The sequence below is a fragment of the Piezobacter thermophilus genome, assembly GCF_055386745.1.
The window spans coordinates 107,439-127,133 of the sequence record NZ_AP042380.1 but is presented as its reverse complement, the minus strand read 5'-3'; the positions used below and the strand labels follow the sequence as shown (position 1 = coordinate 127,133).

Annotated in this window: 18 protein-coding genes; 8 read left to right on the top strand and 10 right to left on the bottom strand. The window is 64.7% G+C overall.

Translation table 11 applies throughout. The features are described 5' to 3' along the window. Nucleotides 1-88: 88 nt before the first annotated feature. Entirely contained in the window at nucleotides 89-1,915 is a 1,827-nt protein-coding gene (locus tag ACZ5CM_RS00590) for a sigma-54-dependent Fis family transcriptional regulator (protein WP_464640333.1), read from the bottom strand. Between the two features lie 257 nt (nucleotides 1,916-2,172). Between ACZ5CM_RS00590 and ACZ5CM_RS00585 the strand changes: the two genes are divergently transcribed. The 6 genes from ACZ5CM_RS00585 to ACZ5CM_RS00560 all read left to right on the top strand — a co-directional run bounded on the left by ACZ5CM_RS00585 (nucleotide 2,173) and on the right by ACZ5CM_RS00560 (nucleotide 8,815). Further along, nucleotides 2,173-3,225 (top strand): NAD(P)-dependent alcohol dehydrogenase, encoded by a 1,053-nt coding sequence (locus tag ACZ5CM_RS00585; protein ID WP_464640331.1) that lies wholly within the window; start codon nucleotides 2,173-2,175, stop codon nucleotides 3,223-3,225. A gap of 33 nt (nucleotides 3,226-3,258) precedes the next feature. Next, nucleotides 3,259-4,791, top strand: coding sequence for an ABC transporter substrate-binding protein (locus ACZ5CM_RS00580; RefSeq protein ID WP_464640329.1), 1,533 nt, complete (start codon nucleotides 3,259-3,261; stop codon nucleotides 4,789-4,791). A gap of 142 nt (nucleotides 4,792-4,933) precedes the next feature. Further along, nucleotides 4,934-5,800 (top strand): carbohydrate ABC transporter permease, encoded by an 867-nt coding sequence (locus tag ACZ5CM_RS00575; protein ID WP_464640327.1) that lies wholly within the window; start codon nucleotides 4,934-4,936, stop codon nucleotides 5,798-5,800. Between the two features lie 3 nt (nucleotides 5,801-5,803). Beyond that, entirely contained in the window at nucleotides 5,804-6,649 is an 846-nt protein-coding gene (locus ACZ5CM_RS00570; protein WP_464640325.1) for a carbohydrate ABC transporter permease, read from the top strand. Between the two features lie 4 nt (nucleotides 6,650-6,653). Further along, the gene (locus ACZ5CM_RS00565; RefSeq protein WP_464640323.1) at nucleotides 6,654-7,721 is read left to right on the top strand and encodes an ABC transporter ATP-binding protein; all 1,068 of its coding nucleotides are present in this window, start codon (nucleotides 6,654-6,656) and stop codon (nucleotides 7,719-7,721) included. Next, nucleotides 7,721-8,815 carry an ABC transporter ATP-binding protein gene (locus ACZ5CM_RS00560; RefSeq protein WP_464640321.1) on the top strand — a complete coding sequence of 365 codons (1,095 nt, stop codon included), beginning with the start codon at nucleotides 7,721-7,723 and terminating at the stop codon, nucleotides 8,813-8,815. Before ACZ5CM_RS00565 ends, ACZ5CM_RS00560 begins: the two co-directional genes overlap by 1 nt. 62 nt (nucleotides 8,816-8,877) lie before the next feature. Here ACZ5CM_RS00560 and ACZ5CM_RS00555 read toward each other — a convergent pair whose 3' ends face one another. From ACZ5CM_RS00555 to ACZ5CM_RS00545, 3 genes are read right to left on the bottom strand one after another with little or no spacing between them, the layout of a single operon-like run. Further along, a complete protein-coding gene (locus ACZ5CM_RS00555; RefSeq protein WP_464640319.1) occupies nucleotides 8,878-9,231 on the bottom strand; it encodes a DsrE/DsrF/TusD sulfur relay family protein in 354 nt (117 codons plus the stop codon). A gap of 14 nt (nucleotides 9,232-9,245) precedes the next feature. Then, nucleotides 9,246-10,235 carry a VTT domain-containing protein gene (locus tag ACZ5CM_RS00550; RefSeq protein ID WP_464640317.1) on the bottom strand — a complete coding sequence of 330 codons (990 nt, stop codon included), beginning with the start codon at nucleotides 10,233-10,235 and terminating at the stop codon, nucleotides 9,246-9,248. Beyond that, nucleotides 10,228-11,076, bottom strand: coding sequence for a sterol desaturase family protein (locus ACZ5CM_RS00545; RefSeq protein WP_464640316.1), 849 nt, complete (start codon nucleotides 11,074-11,076; stop codon nucleotides 10,228-10,230). The genes ACZ5CM_RS00550 and ACZ5CM_RS00545 overlap by 8 nt, the downstream gene beginning before the upstream one ends. An 80-nt stretch (nucleotides 11,077-11,156) precedes the next feature. On the opposite strand from ACZ5CM_RS00545, the gene ACZ5CM_RS00540 reads away from it, so the two are divergent. Then, nucleotides 11,157-11,810: an ArsR/SmtB family transcription factor gene (locus ACZ5CM_RS00540; RefSeq protein ID WP_464640314.1), complete on the top strand. Its 654-nt coding sequence runs from the start codon at nucleotides 11,157-11,159 to the stop codon at nucleotides 11,808-11,810. A 160-nt stretch (nucleotides 11,811-11,970) separates the two neighbouring features. On the opposite strand, the gene ACZ5CM_RS00535 is transcribed toward ACZ5CM_RS00540, so the two are convergent. From ACZ5CM_RS00535 to ACZ5CM_RS00510, 6 genes are all read right to left on the bottom strand, one after another. Next, entirely contained in the window at nucleotides 11,971-12,774 is an 804-nt protein-coding gene (locus tag ACZ5CM_RS00535) for an ATP-binding cassette domain-containing protein (protein ID WP_464640312.1), read from the bottom strand. Then, nucleotides 12,771-13,640 carry an ABC transporter ATP-binding protein gene (locus ACZ5CM_RS00530; protein ID WP_464640310.1) on the bottom strand — a complete coding sequence of 290 codons (870 nt, stop codon included), beginning with the start codon at nucleotides 13,638-13,640 and terminating at the stop codon, nucleotides 12,771-12,773. The genes ACZ5CM_RS00535 and ACZ5CM_RS00530 overlap by 4 nt, the downstream gene beginning before the upstream one ends. Continuing rightward, a complete protein-coding gene (locus ACZ5CM_RS00525) occupies nucleotides 13,637-14,488 on the bottom strand; it encodes an ABC transporter permease (RefSeq protein WP_464640308.1) in 852 nt (283 codons plus the stop codon). Before ACZ5CM_RS00525 ends, ACZ5CM_RS00530 begins: the two co-directional genes overlap by 4 nt. After that, on the bottom strand, nucleotides 14,481-15,491 hold the full coding sequence (locus tag ACZ5CM_RS00520; protein ID WP_464640306.1) for an ABC transporter permease: 1,011 nt from the start codon (nucleotides 15,489-15,491) through the stop codon (nucleotides 14,481-14,483). The genes ACZ5CM_RS00525 and ACZ5CM_RS00520 overlap by 8 nt, the downstream gene beginning before the upstream one ends. Nucleotides 15,492-15,604: 113 nt before the next feature. Beyond that, nucleotides 15,605-17,128, bottom strand: coding sequence for an ABC transporter substrate-binding protein (locus ACZ5CM_RS00515; RefSeq protein WP_464640304.1), 1,524 nt, complete (start codon nucleotides 17,126-17,128; stop codon nucleotides 15,605-15,607). Between the two features lie 84 nt (nucleotides 17,129-17,212). Beyond that, nucleotides 17,213-18,787, bottom strand: coding sequence for a phytoene desaturase family protein (locus ACZ5CM_RS00510; RefSeq protein ID WP_464640303.1), 1,575 nt, complete (start codon nucleotides 18,785-18,787; stop codon nucleotides 17,213-17,215). A gap of 116 nt (nucleotides 18,788-18,903) precedes the next feature. Between ACZ5CM_RS00510 and ACZ5CM_RS00505 the strand changes: the two genes are divergently transcribed. Next, nucleotides 18,904-19,695, top strand: coding sequence for a cyclase family protein (locus ACZ5CM_RS00505; protein ID WP_464640301.1), 792 nt, complete (start codon nucleotides 18,904-18,906; stop codon nucleotides 19,693-19,695).

Sequence of the window (19,695 nt, the reverse complement as noted above, 5' to 3'; positions counted from 1 at the left end):
TCATTCACATTCACACGACATGCTCTCTCCTCTTGTTCCCGCATGTCCGAGAAGCTCAAAACCGGTTCCCACTTTTGAGCGACATGCTCTATCCGTTCAGGTGGGCATAGACCGTGGTTCGCGAAATTCCGAGTTGCCGGGCGACAAGGCTGACATTGCCACCGCTTTCATGCAGCAGCTTGCGGATCTTGCGGCATCGCTGTTCGTGCAGTGTCTTGCCCCTGCACCGCGGGCAGGCTGAAATCTCGTCTCCCGGCAGGGCCTGAAGACATTGCAGGTCTTCCTTGCGCAGAACCGGGTGCTTCGCATTTGCGACCACGAGTTGCAGCGCACGTTTCAGGTCACGGATGTTGCCCGGCCAGGACCGTTGCCCCAGCTGATCGATCGCCTGCTTCGAGAGCACATGCCGGGACGAAATGCCGGTCAGGATCGACTGGCAGATCTTGGCGAAATCGGAACGCTCCTCAAGCCGCGGCAAGGTGAATCGATATCCGGAAATGCGTTGAACAAAATCCCTTTCCAGCCAGCCCTCCGCCTCGAGCGCATCGGCCGACCGGGAGGTCGTGAAGACGACCGCACGACAGCCGGCGGCGGTGGGCCGGTCATGGCGCAGCGACAGGTCGTCAAGAAAACGCCCGAGCGCGAAATGCACCTGGGCGGGCAGCCGGGAAATCTCATCGAAATGAAGCGTGCCGCCCGATTCCAGGAACTGGCGGATGGCATCCGCCGGGGATCCATGACCCGCCGGAATGGTCCGAAAACCGGGCATGTCGGTCGGGAAGTTGTCGAAATCGGCAGCCGACAATGCGGCGCAGTCGATCGGAAGAAACGGCGCGCGCGGATGGACGAGCGCGTGAATCTCCTGCGCCACGGTGCGTTTCCCGGTGCCGCTTTCACCCTCGATGAGCACCGGCAGACCTGCCCGCGCGGCGTTGCATGCCAGCCTGATCTGGCGGCGAAGAAGCTGGTCTTCAAGAACCGGCGCTTCCCGCGTGGCGGGTTCGGCACGGGCCTGCGCCCTGCCCGGTGACAAGGCGGTACCCTGGTGGATGCGCCTGACCAGGTCCCCGCGGCGCGCCAGGTTTCCCGCGGCGAAAACGGTAGAGCCGAGCCAGTCCTCGAGCTGAACGGTCCTGCCATCGACAAGCTGATGGATGAGCTCACCGAAGGAGTTGCGGAAGATGTCGGAAAACCGGCTGTTTTCCGCGAGGTTGATGCCGTTGAGCATGGCCACGGCCCGCGAGTTGGAGCCGGTAAGGTTGCCTTCCAGATCGAATGCCAGAAGCCCGACGCTCATCGTGCTGAGATATTCCTGGCGCGGATGGAAGGAGAGGGTGATCGAGGACTTGTGATCCTCGAGGAAAAGCCGGTTCTCGATATTCGTGGCGGCCAGTTTCACCAGGGCCAGCGTGTGATGCTGGCGTGCGGTGATGTCCGAGGAGGCGTCGATCAGCCCGACAATGCGGCCCCGGCTGTCGAAAATGGGTGCGGCAAGGCAGGATACGGTGGCGTGTTCGCGGAAGAAATGTTCCTGCCCGATCACCTTGGCGGGCTTGCGCGTGGCCAGCGCCAGGCCCAGGGCATTGGTGCCACGATGTTCCTCCTTCCATACCGATCCGGGAACGATGGTTCGGCCCGTGGGGGTGCTCTTGAAATCCGGGTCGGCGATGGTATCGAGCAGCACCCCGTCGGCATCGGCGAAGGCGACCATGAAATTGGTGCCGGCGATCTGGGAAAACAGCAGCTCCAGCTCGGGCCGGGCAAGCTGCGAGATGCGCCGGTTGCGGGCCCGGCGTTCGTTCAGTTCGGGCAGGGAGACGGCCGCATCGGTGGGCGGCGCCAGCGGATCCAGCCCGGCCTTGAGGCTGCGCCGCCAGCTGTTCTCGATGTCGCCGGGCACAAGCCCGGGCGGCACGTGACCGTGGGTTTCAAGCTGGCGCCGGGCAATATGAAACTCGGTTGACAATTTCCCGCGATCCCCCCTATCAGACGGCGATTCCGTGCCCAGTCTGGGGCCAGCATAGCAAACCATGCAAACGGCAATCCACGAACTGTTCAGTTTCTGAACACACTAACCCCCTGACCTGATCTTTTCTGAACACTGTTTTCCGTCGCCCGATGCGGGGCGGTGATTATGCTTGGGCTGGTATTTACAGGCTGTGGGAGCACATCATGAAAGCCCAGGTATTGCACGAATATGACGAGGACCTTTCGGCGCCGTCGTGGGTGACGCTCGAGGAGGTTCCCGATCCGAAGATCGAGAAGTCCACCGACGTGATCGTGCGCATCGGCGGGGCCGGGGTCTGCCGCACGGACCTGCATATCATCGAGGGCATCTGGCGCCCGCACATGGACCCCACGGGCGATGCCCTGCTGCCGCTGATCATGGGGCATGAAAATGCCGGCTGGATCGAGGAGATCGGTCCGGAGGTCGAACACCTCAAGGTCGGCGATCCGGTGATCGTGCATCCCAAGATCTCGGACGGGACCTGCCTGGCCTGCCGGCGTGGCGAGGACATGCATGGCGACGGCCCCTTCCCGGGGCTCGACAGCGACGGCGGCTATGCCGAGTATCTCAAGACCTCGATGCGCAACATCGTCACCCTGCCGAAGACGCTGGCGCCGAAGGACGTGGCGCCCTATTCGGATGCCGGGCTGACGGCCTATCGGGCGGCCAAGAAGGCGTCGCGCCATCTGCTGCCGGGCGAGAAATGCGTGGTCATCGGGGCCGGGGGTCTGGGCCATATCGGCATCCAGGTGCTGCGCGCGATGTGCGCGGCCGACATCATCGTGGTGGACGTGTCCGACACCTCGCTGGAGCTTGCCCGGGAATGCGGCGCCCATCACCTGGTCAAGGCCGACGGCAACGAGGTCGAGGCGGTGCTGGAGCTGACCGGCGGCAACGGCGCCGAGGCGGTGCTGGACTTCGTCGGTGAGAAGGGCACCACTCACAAGGGTCTGGCCATGACCCGGGCGATGGGGAACTATTACATCATCGGCTATGGCGAGGACATCCAGGTGCCGGCCGTGGACATGATCATCACCGAACGCAACATAATCGGCAATCTGGTCGGCACCTGGGCCGAACTGACCGAGCTGATGGAGCTGGCGCATCGCGGCATGGTCAACCTGTCCATCCGGGAATACGCGCTGGCCGATGCCAACCAGGCGCTCAGGGATCTGCGCGACGGGAAGATCAGAGGGCGCGCAGTTCTGATACCCTGAGAACGGGACGACAAATCAAACTGGGAGGAAAAGATGAAACCGATCAAGATGGCGCTGCTTCTGTCGAGCAGCATCGCGCTGGCGGGGCAGGGTGCCCTGGCGCAAGGGGACTATTCGCGGTTCGGCATCAAGGAGGACCTGCCCGGCACCTGCAGCTATGCCAATATCGACAAGAAGGATTACAGCGGCAAGACGCTCAACATCATCACCCATGCGATCCCGGTGATGGGTGAGCCCACGGCGCTGCACGCCAAGCAGTTCAGCGAGCTGACCGGCGCCAAGGTCAATGTCGTGCACGTGCCCTTCGGCGACCTGTTCCAGCGCATCATGATCCCGTTCCAGACCGGCCAGAACGCCTATGACGTGATGTTCTACGGCTCGCTCTGGATCGGCGACCTCAACCCCTTCCTCGAACCGGTGCCCGAGTTCTACCGCAACTCCACCGGCATGAAGGACGTGACGCCCAACTATATCGGCGTGGCCTCGTGGGGCGACCAGATGGTGCAGTACCCGGTGGACGGCGACCGCCACTACCTGAAATACCGCACCGACGTCTTCGACAACCCCGAGCTTCAGGCCAAGTACAAGGAGGCCACCGGCAAGGATCTGAAGGTGCCGGCAACCTGGGAGGAATACAACGAGGTTGCCGCCTTCTTCACCAACTGGGACTGGGATGGCGACGGCGAGAAGAACTACGGCTCGGCCGAGGTGGTCAAGCGCGACGACCTGATGTTCTCGGCCTTCATCAGCCGGGTGGCGCCCTTTGCCAAGCATCCCGACGTCAAGGGTGGGTTCTTCTTCGATCTCGAAACCATGGAGCCGCTGGTCAACACGCCGGGCTGGGTGCGCGGGCTGGAGCTGTTCGTCGAGGCGCAGAAGACCTTCCCGCCGGGCGGCAACAACTTCGGACTGGGCGACGAGATCTTCTCGTTCGGCGGCGGGCAGACGCTGATGAGCTACAGCTGGGATGACGCCTACATCCAGGCCATGCAGCCCGACAGCCGCATCCGCAACAAGGTGGCCGCGGCGCCATTGCCCGGCTCGTACGAGGTGTGGAACCGCAAGACCGGCAAGTGGGACAGGTTCGACGAGCCCAACCGCGCGCCCTACATCACCTGGGGCTGGACCTCGGCGGTGTCGAAAAGCTCGCAGGTCAAGGACGTGGCCTTCGACTTCCTGTGCTTCTTCTCGAACGAGGCCAACACGCTGCACGACCTGCAGATCGGCCGCTTCGGGGTCAACCCCTATCGCAAGTCGCATTTCACGCTGGACCTGTGGCAAGGCAAGCTGGGCTGGAGCGAGAAATCCGCCCAGACCTATATCGACACGCTTTCGGGGATGGACCTGAGCAAGAACCGCGTGTTCGACCTGCGGGTGCCGGGCGTGAACCAGTTCATGTCGGCGCTGGCCGTCGGCGTGTCCGAGGCGCTGGCCGGGCAGAAGACGCCACAGGAGGCGCTTGACGGCGTGGCCGAGCAGTGGCGCGCCATAGTGGACCGGATCGGCAAGGACCGGGTGCGCGAGGCCTATGCGAAAGTTGTTGCATTGGAAGACAACTTGCAATGAACTTCGGGCCGGGAGGGTCATTGCCCTCCCGGCTGCCCGTAACGATACAAGCCCGTAACGACGGACAAGACAAGGCAGACAGCAGGCCGGAAACCGGAGAATACCGGAACGACGGCATCCGCGGGGGGGAGATCAGGCGACGATGTACCGGGACAAGTATTTCTTCCTGCTGCCGGGGCTTGTCGTCCTGATCGCGATCATCATCTTCCCGCTGCTGTTCACGATCAGGGTCAGCTTCTCCAGCTGGGACGTGTTCCAGCCGGGGCTTGACTATATCGGGGGCAGGAACTTCGCACGGGTGTTCGAGGATACCCGCTTCTGGGAGAGCCTGCTGCGGCTTTCGGTGCTGTCCGTCTCGTCGGTGCTGCTGCAATACGTGCTCGGCTTCGCCCTGGCGCTGGCGGTGTGGCGCGAGATCCGCTTCCGCCGGTTCTTCCGGGTGCTGTTTCTGGTGCCGATGATGACCACGCCGGTGGTGATGTCGGTGATCTGGCGCACCATCTTCCACGAAAGCCTCGGGCCCGCGAACGACATCCTTCAGGCAATCGGGCTGGGCACGGTGCCGTGGCTGTCCACCGGCACGGCGGCCTTCATATCTGTGCTGATCGTCGAGGTCTGGCAGTGGACGCCGTTCATGTTCCTGCTGCTGCTGGCGGGGTTGGTCTCGCTCCCGCGCGAGCCCTACCTCGCCGCGGCGATCGACGGCGCCGGCCCTATCCGCACCTTCCTGCAGGTCACCTTTCCGCTGATGGCGCCGATCACCATCGGCGCACTGATCATCCGCCTGATAGAGGCCTCCAAGATCATGGAAACCGTCTATGTGATGACATCGGGCGGGCCGGGCACGGCCACCGAGACCTCCAGCTACTACATCTACATCCGCGGCCTGCGCGATTTCCAGATCGGCTATTCGGCGGCGCTGTCGCTGACCTATCTGGTGATCATGATCGTCAGCCTCACGATCATCGCCAAGGTGCTGGCGCGGATGCTGCTGCCGAGGGAGGGCTGAGCCATGCGCACCCTCTACCTGGCGATCAAGTATCTGGCCCTGCTTTTGTGGTCGAGCTTCATCGTCTTCCCCTTCCTGTGGGCGCTGTCCACCTCGTTCAAGGACGCCAACGCCATCACCAGCGGCGCCACCTACATCCCGTGGTTGCAGTTCAAGCCCTCGACCCAGGGCTGGGCCTCGCTGTTTTCCGACGGCTCGACGGGCATCAACATCGTCGATCCCTACATCAACAGCGCCATCGTCACCATCTCGGCCAGCCTCATCTCGATCGCGCTGGGCACGCTGGCCGCCTACGGGCTGTCGCGCTTCGAATTCCGCGCGGGCTTCATCAAGAACAACGACATCACCTTCTTCTTCATCTCGCAGCGGATCATGCCGCCGATCGTGCTGGCCATCCCCTTCTTCCTGATGCTCAAGACGCTGGGGCTGCTCGATACCGTCTATGGGCTGATCCTGGTCTATGTGGCGTTGCTGCTGCCCATTGCCGTGTGGGTGATGATCGACTTCTTCGGCAACATTCCCAAGGAGCTGGACGAGCTGGCGATGATCGACGGCTGCCGCCCCATTGGCGCCTTCTTCCGGGTGATCCTGCCCAATTCGATCCCCGGGCTGGTGGTGGCGGGCATGTTCTGCCTGATCTTCGGCTGGAACGACTTCTTCTTCGCCTTCACCCTGACCTTCACCAAGGTGCAGCTGCTGCCGGTGGCGATCGTGTCGCTGAATTCCTCGGTCACCCCGTGGTGGAGCCTCTCGGCCTTTGCGCTGATCTCGGTGGCGCCGCTGGTGCTGATCGCCTTCCTCGTCGAAAACTTCCTGTCCAAGGGCAGCCTTGCCGGAGCAATCAGGTAGCCTCATGCTGGAGATGCGCGACGTCAGCAGAACCGTGGATGGCGAGGTCCACCTCGCCGATATCAGCTTCACCTTCGAGGCGGGGCGGTTCTACACCATCCTGGGGCGCACGGGTGCCGGCAAGACCTCGCTGATGCGCGCGCTCATGGGGCTGATGCCGCTGGATGGCGGGCAGGTGCTGCTGGACGGGACGGACATCACCGCCGTGCCGGTGTGGGAACGCAAGATGGCCATGGTCTATCAGCAGTTCATCAACTACCCGCATCTCGATGTGCTCGACAACGTGGCCTTTCCGCTGCGCCGGCAGGGGGTGGGGAAGGCCGAGGCCCGCCACCGGGCCCGCGAGTTCATCGAGCTGGTCGGCCTCGGGGATCTCGTGGACAGGCGCCCGGCGCAGCTGTCGGGCGGCCAGCAGCAGCGCGTGGCGCTGGCGCGCGCGCTGGCCAAGGAAGCCCGCACCCTGATGCTGGACGAACCTCTGGTCAATCTCGACTACAAGCTGCGTGAACAGCTGCGCGAGCAGTTCCCGAAAATCATCGAGCGCAACCGGAACAGCATCATCCTCTATGCCACCACCGAGCCGCGCGAGGCGATGCAGCTGGGCGACGAGATCATCGTCATGCACGAGGGCCGGATCATCGCCGCCGGTCGCCCCGACGAGATGTTCCTGCGCCCGCGCAACATCACCGTGGCCGAACTGATGGGCGAGCCGCCGATCAGCTCTTTTCGCGGCGAGGTCCGTGACGGCGCGGTTCACCTCGCGGGCGGGCTGTGGATCGAGGGCGCCGGCCGGGCTCTGCCGGGGCCGGGCGAATACCTGATCGGCATCCGCCCGGAGGACGTGCATGTCGGCGGCACACTCGCGGCCCGGGTTTCGATGTCGGAAATCAGCGGTTCGGAAACCATCACCCACCTGATCCTTCCCTTCGGAGATCTGCTGATGCTGTCGCAGGGGGTTTCCGTCCATGAGCCAGACGACCGGATGAACATCGGCTTTGCCGCCACCGATCTGTTCTTCTTCGATCTTGACGGAAACCTCGTCTCGGCACCCGACAGGGAGGCGCGGGACTGATGGCCAGGATCGAGCTGATGAACGTGGCCCATTCCTATGACGGCGGCACGGAATATGCGCTCAAGCCCCTCGACATGGTCTGGGAGGACGGCCGCACCTACGCCCTTCTGGGGCCGTCGGGCTGCGGCAAGACGACGATGCTCAACATCATCTCGGGGCTTGTGAAACCTTCCGAGGGGCGGCTGCTGATCGACGGCGTCGATGTCACCGACAGCAACACCGCCGGGCGCAACATCGCCCAAGTGTTCCAGTTTCCGGTCATCTATTCCACCATGACCGTGGCCCAGAACCTGGCCTTCCCGCTGGTCTGCCGCGGCTATCCCGATCACGAGATCAGGCGCCGGGTGGACAACGTGGCCGGGCTGCTGGGGCTGAGCGACAAGATGCAGATGCCGGCCCGCCGCCTGACCGCGGATCTCAAGCAGCTGGTGTCCATGGGCCGCGGGCTGGTGCGCGAGGACGTGAGCGCGATCCTGCTGGACGAGCCGCTGACGGTGATCGATCCGCAAATGAAGTTCGAGCTGCGCCGCAAGCTCAAGCAGATCAACCGCGAATTCGGCATCACCATGGTCTTCGTCACCCACGACCAGAACGAGGCCATGACATTCGCCGAAGAGGTGGTGGTGATGAAGGATGGCGAGATCATGCAGCGTGGCTCGCCGCAGGATCTGTTCGAGCGCCCCGACAACACCTTCGTCGGCTATTTCATCGGCTCGCCGCCGATGAACTTCCTCGATGCCCGGATGGAAGGAGATGTCCTGGTCTGCGAGGGGCTGAACTTCCGCGAGCATCTGCCCGACGTGCCCGCCGGGGCGCGGATGCAGTTGGGTTTTCGTCCCGAATTCGTGAGGTTCGGCGGCGTGGCCGATGCGACCTGGAGAGGGCGGGCGAAGGTGGAGCACGTGGACAATCTCGGCATCGAGATCGTGGTAACGCTTTCGCTTGCCGACGGGCAGATCCTGCGCGCCAAGAGGCAGGCACGGATGAAGGCGGCCGAAGGTGAAATGCTGGACATCGGCCTGGATGCCGGCAACCTGCAGATCTATTGCAACGGTCGGCGCCTGGAGCGCGATCCGGGGCGTGATCTGAACTGATCGCGGAAACCCCGGTTGCCGGCCCGATCACGAGAAAGTGGCGGGGCGATCCTGTTTCGACCCTAGAATACCAGCACCTTGTCCGCTTCCAGCGTCAGCCGCGAGAGTTCGGGCATCGTGCTGCGTTCGGCGCCCGGCAAGACGTCGGCGTCGGTCAGGCCGCGCGCGTCCATGCAGGTCCCGCAAAGCAGTACGCGGTTCTTGCCCAGCACCAGGCGTTTCAGCATCCGCTCCAGGTTGTAGTACCCGTCCGGTGTTTTCTGGCCGGCCCGGGCGGCCACGACCGCGTCGGCCATCAGGAAGACGGTGACCTCCGCTTCCGGCGCCTCTTTCAGCAGCCCATGCGCCAGCCGCAGGGCGTTGAAGCACTTTTCGCTGCCATAGGGCGCGTCGTTCAGAACAAGCAGGATCTTCATCGGTTTTCCTTTCTTCAGGCTGCGGTGTTCACGCCGTGAACCTCAAGCCCACGTGCGGTCCACTCGACCATTCCGCCCTTGAGAACACTGACGTTCTCCAGCCCTGCCTCCTGCAACAGCCGCGCGGCGTCTGCGGATCTCCGGTCGGTTCGGCAGACCGCGATGACCTCGCCCTTCAGGCGGGGGGCAAGGTCTTCGAGCCGCTCCTCCAACTCGTCCAGCGGCATGTTCAGCGCGCCGGGGATGTGTCCGTGGGGTCCCTCGAACTCGTCCGCGCCGCGAACGTCGAGAATGGTCACGTCCACGCGCTCTGCCAGTCGCGCGGCCGTCGCGGGCGCGCCGATCCACGCGATATCGCTGCTTCTTACCCTCCTGACGATCCTTGGAACGAAGGCGATGGCGGCCAGCAGGCCCAAGGCAAGCAGGCCATAGCGAATGGCCGAGGCATTGCCCCCCAGCGCTTCGCGTCCGGCGTATCCAAGCCAGGTGTAGGCAAGTGCGCCCGGAGTCATCGCGACAAGGGACGTGACGACATAGGGAACGAACCGAACCCGCGTCAGTCCGAAGGCATAGTTGCTGAGGTTGAACGGGAACACCGGCACCAGGCGCACGAACGCGACGAATCTCCAGCCCTCGTTCTCGATGCCGGCGATGATCCGTTTCAGGCGGCCACCGGCCTTTTCCGCAACCCAGTCTCCGGCCACGTAGCGCGCGATCAGAAAGGCGGCGCCAGCGCCCAGCGTTGCCCCCGCCAGGTTCAGGATCGTCCCCAGCACCGGGCCGAACATCGCACCGCCCACCAGCGAGAACACCGAACCGGGAGCAAACGCCACCGTGCCAAGCGCGTAGATCAGCACGTAGACGGCCGGCGCCCGGTAGCCATAGCCGGACAGCCAGATGTCCAGCGCCTCGGGATCCAGCCGGTCGCGGTTCACCGCAACGGCCGCGATTGCCGAGGCGATCAATGCGACCACGACCAGGCGCAAGAGAAGGGCTCTATTCATCGGTTGCGGTTCCCTGGTCTTTCGGATCGGGACCGTTGGCGGGTCCGAGCAGGGGCTGGATCAGCATCCGGTCGAGCCACTGGTCGCGCCGGGTACGGAACTGTTCGATGCCGATGGTCATGCCCTCGTGCCCCTTTTGCGGCTGCGCAATGTAGGTTCCGAACAGGCGGTCCCACCATGGCAGGTTGAAGCCGTAATTGCTGTCGGTTTCCCGCCGGATGATCGAATGGTGGACGCGGTGCATGTCGGGGGTGACGACGAACAGGCGCAGGATGCGATCCACCGCCGGGGGTATCCGGATGTTGGAGTGGTTGAACATGGCGGTGCCGTTGAGCAGCACCTCGAAGATCAGAACCGCCACGGCCGGCGGGCCCAGCGCCAGGACGGCGGCCAGCTTGATCCCCATGGACAGCAGGATCTCGATCGGGTGGAACCGCAACCCGGTGGTCACGTCGATGGCCTGATCGGCGTGGTGCATCCGGTGCAGCCGCCACAGCACGGGGACTGCGTGGAACAGGACGTGCTGCAGGTAGATCACGAAATCGAGGATCACGACCGAGGCGACGATCGCCACCCATTCCGGGACCTGGAAGATGTTGAAAAGGCCCCAGCCCCTGTCTTGCGCCACCAGGGCCAGGCCGACGGCCACCACCGGAAAGGTCAGCCGCACCAGGATCGTGTCGAGCACCACGACGCCCAGGTTGTTGGTCCAGCGGATCAGGCGGGGGATTTCTATCCGGCGGCGCGGGGCGGCGACCTCCCAGATTGCCATGACGATCAGGATGCCCAGGAATACCGCCAGCCGAAGCGGGCCTTCGTTTGACAAGAGCAGGTCGGTCATGCTGATGGTCCTTGCAGGGTGTCGGTACGGATAGTACATTCAATAGATCTATTGAATGATATAATATATGGTGGGATCTCATGTCAACCAGCCCGAAGCTGAAGCTTTACGAAGAGTTTGCCGCGATTGCGCGGGCGCTCGGAAACGCGCACCGCATCGATATTCTCGAACACCTTGGCCAGGGCGAGCGCGGCGTGGATGCGCTGGCTGCCAAGGTGGGGCTTTCGACCGCAAACACGTCGCAGCATCTGCAGCATCTCAAGCGGGCCGGGCTGGTCGATTCGCGTCGCGAAGGGAAATACATTCTCTACCGTCTCAAGGACGACAACGTGCTGGCGCTTCTCGGCGCGCTGTTCGATGTCGGCGAGAAGAACCTTGCCGAAGTGGACAAGGTCCTGCGCGACTACTTCCATCAGCGCGACGACATGGAGCCCGTCAGCCATCAGGAGTTGCTGGAGCGCAGCCGCGCGGGGCTTGTCACGGTGCTCGACGTCCGTCCGAAGGACGAGTACGAAATGGAGCACTTGCCGGGGGCGAAGAACATTCCGCTCGAGGAACTGGAAAGCCGGCTGTCGGAAATCGCCGATGCGCAGGAGGTGATTGCCTATTGCCGCGGTCCCTATTGCGTTCTGTCCTACGAAGCCGTTGCAGCCCTGCGCAAAAGGGGCATCAGGGCAAGGAGGCTGGAAGACGGCCTGCCCGAATGGCGCGCGGCGGGCCTGCCGCTTGATTGACCGGCGATCCCCGGCGCGCCGGAAGCAAGGATCCGTTGCGCGGAGTCCCCGCGCCGACCCGCCGCCGAACTGCGGCGACAATCAGCCCGACGAACCCGGCCAGGCGCGCGCGCCTTGATCGGCCCGATCCGCCGCTTGCGACCGTTCGCGGCGCCGTCCGTCACGCCCAGGCCTGGTTCGGATCGGGCAGGGGGATCGCCTCGATCAGTTCGCGGGTACAGGTGGCCTTCGGCGCCCGGAAGACCGCCGCCGTGTCTCCGGTTTCGACGATTTCACCCCGATGCAGGACGATCACGCGCTTGCACAGCCGCCGGACCACCGACAGGTCGTGGCTGATGAAGGCAAGGGTGAGGCCCAGCTCTCGCACCAGCGTTTCCAGGAGGTTGAGCACCTGGGCCTGCGACGACACGTCCAGCCCCGACACGATCTCGTCGGCGAGGATGAAGTCGGGTTCCAGCGCGATGGCGCGGGCGATTCCGACCCGCTGACGCTGACCGCCGGAGAGCTCGTGCGGGTAGCGGTGGCGCATCGCCTCGGGCAGGCCGACATGATCCAGCGCGCGCCCGACCCGTCGGCCGAGCTCGTCGAACCCGTGCAGCTTCAGCGGGCCGGCAATGATCGTGCCCACCGTGAGCCGCGGGTTGAGCGAAGACATCGGGTCCTGGAAGATCATCTGGAACTTGCGGCGCAGCGGGCGGAGAGCGGATTCCGGCAGATGGGTGATGTCCCTGCCTTCGAACAGGATCGAACCGTGCGAGGGCTCCAGCAACCGCAACATGGTGCGGCCCAGGGTGGACTTGCCCGACCCCGAACCGCCGACGATTCCCACCACGTCGCCACGGGGAATGTCGAAGCCGAGGCCCTTCAGCACCTCGATCCGGAGCGCCGGGCCGAACAGGGGCTTGCGGGTCATGTCCGGGAAGCTCAGGCGAAGATCGCGTATGCGATAGATCATGTCGCTCATTGCCGCCGGGCCCTGTCGAAGGCGTCGAGCCGGGCATTCACCGCGTCGAGCACCGGCTGCGGCACCGGGGTCAGGCTGCCGTGGGGGTCGGTGTATTTCGGCGTGGCCGCAAGCAGCGCCGCCGAGTAGGGGTGGCCCGGAGCCGCGAAGAATTCCTCGGTGGTGGTATCCTCCAGCACCAGCCCGCCGTAAAGCACGGTCAGCGTCTGGCATATCTTCGACACCACGCCCAGATCGTGGGTCACGAACAGCAGCGCGGTCCCGTGGCGGGCCTGCATGTCCCGGATCAGGCGCAGGATCTGTTTCTGCACGGTCACGTCCAGCGCGGTCGTCGGCTCGTCGGCGACGATCAGCCGGGGTTCGGCCGCAAAGGCCGAGGCGATCAGGATGCGCTGGCGCATGCCACCCGAGAGCTCGTGCGGGTAGGCGCGCATGACCCTTTCCGGATCGACGATCCGCACTTCGTCGAGAAGCTCGAGCGCGCGCGATTGCGCCGCTCGCCTGGGCCAGCCGAGGATGTCCACCAGCCGGTCGGTGATCTGCGGCCCGATGCGGCGCGCCGGGTTCAGTGCGGTCAGCGGATCCTGCGGGATCAGCGCCGCCCTGGCCCCGATCAGCCGCCGGCGGTCGCGCGGACGCATCCGTTGCAGGTCTTCGCCGTCAAGAAGGATCCGGCCGGATTCGATCCGCAGCGCCCTTGGCAGCGTGCCGAGGATCGCCTTGCCGATCATGCTCTTGCCGGCGCCGCTTTCGCCGACGAGGCCGCGCACCTCGCCCGCATGCACCGTCAGGTCCACCGACCGCAGGATTGGCAGCACGCCGCTCAGCGACACGTTCAGCCCCTCGATGGTCAGAAACGCGCTCATCGCAGTACCGGATCGAAACGGTCCTTCAGCCCCTCGCCCAGCTGGCTGAAGCTGAGGACGGTCAGGAACAGGGCGACCAGGGGAAACACCAGGACCCACCACGCCTGATAGATCGACAGCCGCCCTTCGGCGATCATGCCGCCCCAGGTCGGCTGATCGGTCGAGATCGACAGGTTGACGAAGCTCAGGATCGCCTCGACGATCACCGCGATGCCCATTTCCAGCGTCAGCAGCACGAGGATCGTCGGCAGCACGTTGGGGAGGATTTCCCGCAACATCGTTCCTGCCCGGCTTCGCCCGGCCACCTGGGCCGAGGCCACGTAATCCATCGCCGCCTGGCTCATTGCCTCGGCCCGGACCACGCGGGCAAAGCGGGTCCAGTCGATGACCACGATGGCGATGATGATCGAACTCAACCCCGTGCCCAGCACGGCGATCAGCAGGATCGCGAAGAGGACCGGGGGGAAGGCCATCCAGATGTCCACCAGCCGCGAGATGACCAGATCCGGCCAGCCGCCGAAATAGCCCGCGACCAGCCCCAGGGTGGCGCCGATCAGGCAGGTGAGCGTGCCCGCGGTTACCGCCACGATCAGCGCCACCCGGGCGCCGTAGATGATCCGGCTGAGCACATCGCGCCCCAGGCTGTCGGATCCCAGCGGAAAGCCGGCCTCGGCCCCGGCCTGCCAGAACGGCGGCAGGCGGGCGGCGAACAGATCCTGCGCCAGCGGATCGTGCGGGCTGACGAATGGTGCGAGCACCGCGGCCAGCGTCAGCAGCGCAAGCCACCCGCCCGAAAGCCACAGCCGCAGGCCGGCGCGGCGGGTAACGAATGTGCGCGCATCAGCCATGGCGCAACCTCGGGTTCAGGGCCGCATAGGTCAGATCGACCAGCAGATTGACCATGGTGAAGATCAGCGCGAACAGGATCACGATTCCCTGGATCAGCGGCAGGTCGCGGTTTATCACCGCGTCGATGGCCATGTTGCCCAGCCCCTCGTATGAAAACAGCCGTTCGATGATGACCGTGCCGCCTATCAGGAAGGTGAACTGCACGCCGACCAGCGTCAGCGTCGGCAGGATCGCGTTGGGCAGCGCCTCGCGGATGATGACGTGGTTTTCGCCATAGCCCTTGGTACGGGCAAGCGTCACATAGTCCAGGTGCATGGTTTCCTTCAGCGACTGCTTGAGCAGTTGTGCAATGATGGCGGCCAGCGGGATCGCAAGCGCCAGCGCCGGCATGAACATGTGGCTGACCAGATCTGCCCAGATGTCGAAACGCAGCCGCAGCACGCTTTCGAACAGGTAGAACCTGGTCGAGAAGGGAAGGTCGATATTCGGCGACACCCGCCCCGTGATCTGAAACACCGGCCAGAGCACGCCGAAGAGCAGGATCAACACCAGCCCCCACAGGAAATCGGGCACCGACAGGGCCATGCCGTTGGCCACGTCGATCCCCGCCTCGACCCGGCCGCCGCGCAGCCGGGTACCTGTCAGGGCCAGTACCCCGCCGGCAACGACGGCGATGACCAGGGCCATGACCGACAGCTCCAGCGTCGCCGGCAGGCGCGACAGGACCAGCTCCAGCACCGGCTGGCGGGTGGTGATCGAGGTGCCGAAATCGCCCTGCACCACGCCGCCCAGCCAGATCAGGAACTGTTCGGGGATGGACTTGTCCAGCCCGTAGAGCGCCTTGAGCCGGAGAATGTCCTCTTCCCCGGCACCGGGGGGCAGCATCATCGCGATCGGATTGCCCGGCACGACGCGGATCACCACGAACACGATGATGGCCACCCCGAACAGGGTGACGAAGGTGGTGACAAGACGCAGCAGCAGGCGTTTCAGGATCGGCATGGGCAGGGTCCTGGAAAGGAGGCCGCCGGAATGCGAACCGGTACCGGCCCGGGCGGCCGCCCCCGGCTCTGGTCGAGCGGGAGGCAGCCGCGGGCCTGGCGCACCGGCAAGGCTCAGGCCCGGGTCATCAGATGGGGCAGCAGCGCGCCCGACGCATGCGGCACCACCTTCACCCCCGGCGCGTGCAGGATCGGCTGCACATACTGGAACAGCGGCAGGACCAGTGCGTTCTCGGCGATGTAGCGGTCCACCGCCTTCCACCCGGCGATGCGTTTTTCTTCGTCGCGTTCGCCCCACAAGGGCGCGATCATGCCGATCAGGTCCTCACCATCCCAGACCGAATGCGGCGAGGGGCCGAACATGGCGAAGCCGGTCGAAGTGGTCGGGTCGCCGATCGAATTGCCCCAGTTGTAGAAGGCCGCCGGCGCCAGCTGATCGGCGGCGCGCAGTTCGAAATGCTTGGCAACCTCGTAGACCTCGATCTCGGCCTCGATCCCGACCCGGCGCCACAGACCGACGATGGCCTGGATGATCTCGTAATCCTTGGGCTTGTAGCCGCGGGTGGTCTGGACGGCGAAACGCACCGGGTTGTCCGGCCCGTATCCCGACGCGGCAAGAAGCTCCTTCGCCTTCTCCGGGTCGTGGGGCGTCCTGATCGACGGATCGTAAGCCATGTAGTCGGGCGCCTGCAACGTGTCGATGGGCACGCCATAGCCCGACAGAAGCCGGTCCACGATCGCCTGCTTGTTCACCGCCATCACCGCGGCCTTGCGCACGTTGGGATCGGTCATCGGTTCGATGTCGTTGAAAAAGATCATCGCGATGTCGGAAACCGGCCGCGCGACGCCTTCCAGCCGGCCGGCCTTCAGGCGGTCGAACTCCTCGTAGGGAACCTCCAGCGTGACGTGGGAGTTGCCCGATTCCACCTCGGCCACGCGGGCGGCGGCGTCGGTGACGAACTTGATCGTGACGGTCTTGAAGTCGGGCGCTCCGCCCCAGTAGTTTTCGTTCGCCTTCAGTCGGACATAGGCGTTGCGTTCGTATTTCTCGACCATGTAGGGGCCGGTGCCGATCGGCGCGGTCTCGAACCCGTCGGCGCCGACCTTTTCCACGTAATGCTTCGGCATCACGTAGCCGGTCAGGAACGACATCCACTTGAAGATGGTCGGTTCGAACCGCAGGACATCGCCGGTGATCCGGTTGCCGTCGATGCGGAAGTTGCCGATCGTGGACCAGATGAACTGGATCGGGTTGCCGCCGCCCTCGGAGGCGGCGCGTTCGAGCGACCAGACCACGTCCTCGGCGGTGAACGGGGCGCCGTCATGCCATGTGACCCCCTCGCGCACCGTCATGTAAACTTGGGTCTTGTCCTCGTTCCAACCCCAGTCGGTCAGAAGGCCGGGTTTCTGGCTCAGGTCGGTATCCTGGGCGATGAACTGGTCGAACACGGACTGGTAGAGCCCCTGCAGCGTGGGATTTACCGCCGAAGTGCCCACCGTTGGATCCCAGCTGGGCAGGTTGACGTTGTAGGCGATCACCAGTTCTTCGATCGGCTGGGCCAGTGTCGGCAGGCCGAATCCCGACAGCGTCAGGCTGGCGGCCGAAAGTTTCAGAAGGTTGCGGCGTGAAAGTTTCATGGATCTGTTCCCCTGTTGGTTCGGTTCTGATTGTTGTCGGTTCGTGAGTGGCGGGTTTGTCGGTTTGCCGGGTCCGGTCCTCCGTCAGTCCCCGGCCAGTTTCCGGCCGAGCATGTACCCCGGACCGGCCCCGGTTCCGGCGCCCGGCCAGACCGCGGCGCCGGTGTGATGGAGACCCCGGATCGGTGTGCTCCCGTCCGCGCGTCCCGGAACCGGGCGGAACAGGAAATGTTGCGACAGGTGGTGGCTGCCGCAGATCTGGTCGCCGCCGACAAGATTGGGGTTGTCGGCCTCAAGTTCGGCCGGCGTCACGATCCGTTGGCCGAGAATCCTGTCGCGGGTTCCCGGCGCGTATCGCTCCAGGATGTCCAGCGCCCGTTCGGCGAAGGGCGTGGCGGCCTCGTTCCAGTCGGTTGCGGAGATCTCGCCGGCCGCGTCCCCCCGGATCCTTCCGGGCACCATGCGCAGTTGCAGCCACAGCACATGGCGACCCTCGGGGGCGCGGGTCGGGTCCACCGCGGTCGGCTGGCCGCAGACGATCACCGGTTCTTCGGGCAGAAGGCCGGCGCGGGCCTGCTGGTACGTGCGCGCCATCTGGTCGAGCGAGGGCGCCAGGTGCACATAGGCGAACGCGCGCAGCTCTGCTCCCGCGGCCCAGGCGGGAAGATCCTCCATCGCAAGATGGATCATCATGGTGCCCGGGGCGTGACGGAACCCGCGCATCGCCCGGTCATAGCCGGCTTCGCCGCTGCCGCCGATCAACCGGACCAGGGCGGCGGGCGCGACATTGGCGATCACCGCCCGTTTCGCCCCGATCTGCCGCCCGTCGGCCAGTTCCACCCCCCTTGCGCGGCCCCGGTCGTGCAGGATGCGGGTAACGCGCGCGCCGCATTCGACCGTGCCGCCGCGGTCTTCGATCAGACGCCGCATGGCGGTCACGATCGTCTCGGCGCCGCCCTTGCCCAGCACCATGCCGAAGGCCTGCCCGGTCATCGCTTCGAGCCAGGGGAACACCGCCCCTCCGGCGATGTCGGGCGCAAAGTCCAGATGCATCCCCCAGGCGCCCAGCGTGGCCTTGACGTGATCCGACTCGAAGGTCCGGTCCAGCCAGTCGCGCGGCGAGCTCAGCAGGAACCCGGCCAGGTCCACGGTTTCGGCCGTTCCGTGTTTCCACGCCTGTTTCGCCATGAGTGTTGCAAATGCACGCATACCCATGGGGCTGCCCAGCACGGCGAAGACGCGTTCGGCCCGATCCGGGAACGCCGCCCGCAACGCATCCCATGCGCCGGCGTCGGCTTCGGAAAACGCCGCGATGCGGGCGCGGGTGGCCGTGGCATCGGTGCTGATGCCGCACCATTTCCCATCCGGGAAAACGCTGGCAAAGGGGTGGGAAACCGGCACGAACTCCAGGCCGAACCGACTGAGATCATTGCCGTATCTCTTGAAAAATCCAGATCCTGCGAAAAGCGAGAGATTCATCGCCCCCCAGTCGTGGCGATAGCCCGCCAGGGTCAGTTCGCAGGTCTTGACCGCGCCCCCCGGCCTGTCCGCCTGTTCCAGAACATGGACGCGCCAACCCTTGGCCGACAGGTGCACGGCGCAGGCCAGGCTGTTGTGGCCGGCCCCTATGATCACCGCGTCTGTCCGGGCGCCAGTCATGAATCTGCCTTTCGCGCCTTGCTAGATAATTGCAAATGCATTTAAATACGATCCGGAGGATTCGTCAAACACTGATTCAGGCCCCGCAAAAAGGGGGCAAACAGGGAGGAGATCACATGAGTTCCACGGATATCCTGAAGACGCTGGGCGGGATGCTTGCCTCGGGCGGTATCGAAGTGGTCGATTGCACGGGCGTTCTGGGGCCGGACACGCCGATCCTGAAGCTGCCCGAGGATTTCGCGAAGAACACGCCGAAGGTCGAGATTCACAAGATCTCCGAGTATGACGAGGACGGGCCGTTCTTCGCCTGGAACTGGATGGTTCTTGGCGAACATTCCGGCACCCATTTCGACGCTCCGCATCACTGGATCACGGGCAAGGACTATCCCGACGGCTACACCGACACGCTGGAGGTGCAGCGCCTGGTGGCGCCGGTGAATGTGATCGACTGTTCGAAGGAAACCGAGGAGAACCCGGATTTCCTGCTGACCGCGGATGGCGTCCGGGCCTGGGAGGCCGAGCATGGCGAGATCAATGCCGGAGAGTGGGTGGTCATGCGCACCGACTGGGACAAGCGCGCCCATGACGAGGACCTGTTCCTGAACGCCGACGAAAACGGCCCGCATTCGCCGGGGCCGACGCCGGACTGCATCGAATACCTGCTGTCCAAGAAGATCGTCGGCTGGGGCAGCCAGTGCATCGGCACCGATGCCGGTCAGGCCGGCGGGATGGAGCCGCCCTATCCCGCGCACAACCTTCTGCACAAGGAAAACTGCTTCGGGCTGGCCTCGCTTGCCAATCTGGACAGGCTGCCGCCCAAGGGCGCAATTCTGATCGCCGCGCCGCTCAAGATCCTGCACGGTACCGGCAGTCCGATCCGCGCGCTGGCGCTGGTTCCGAAGGGGTAG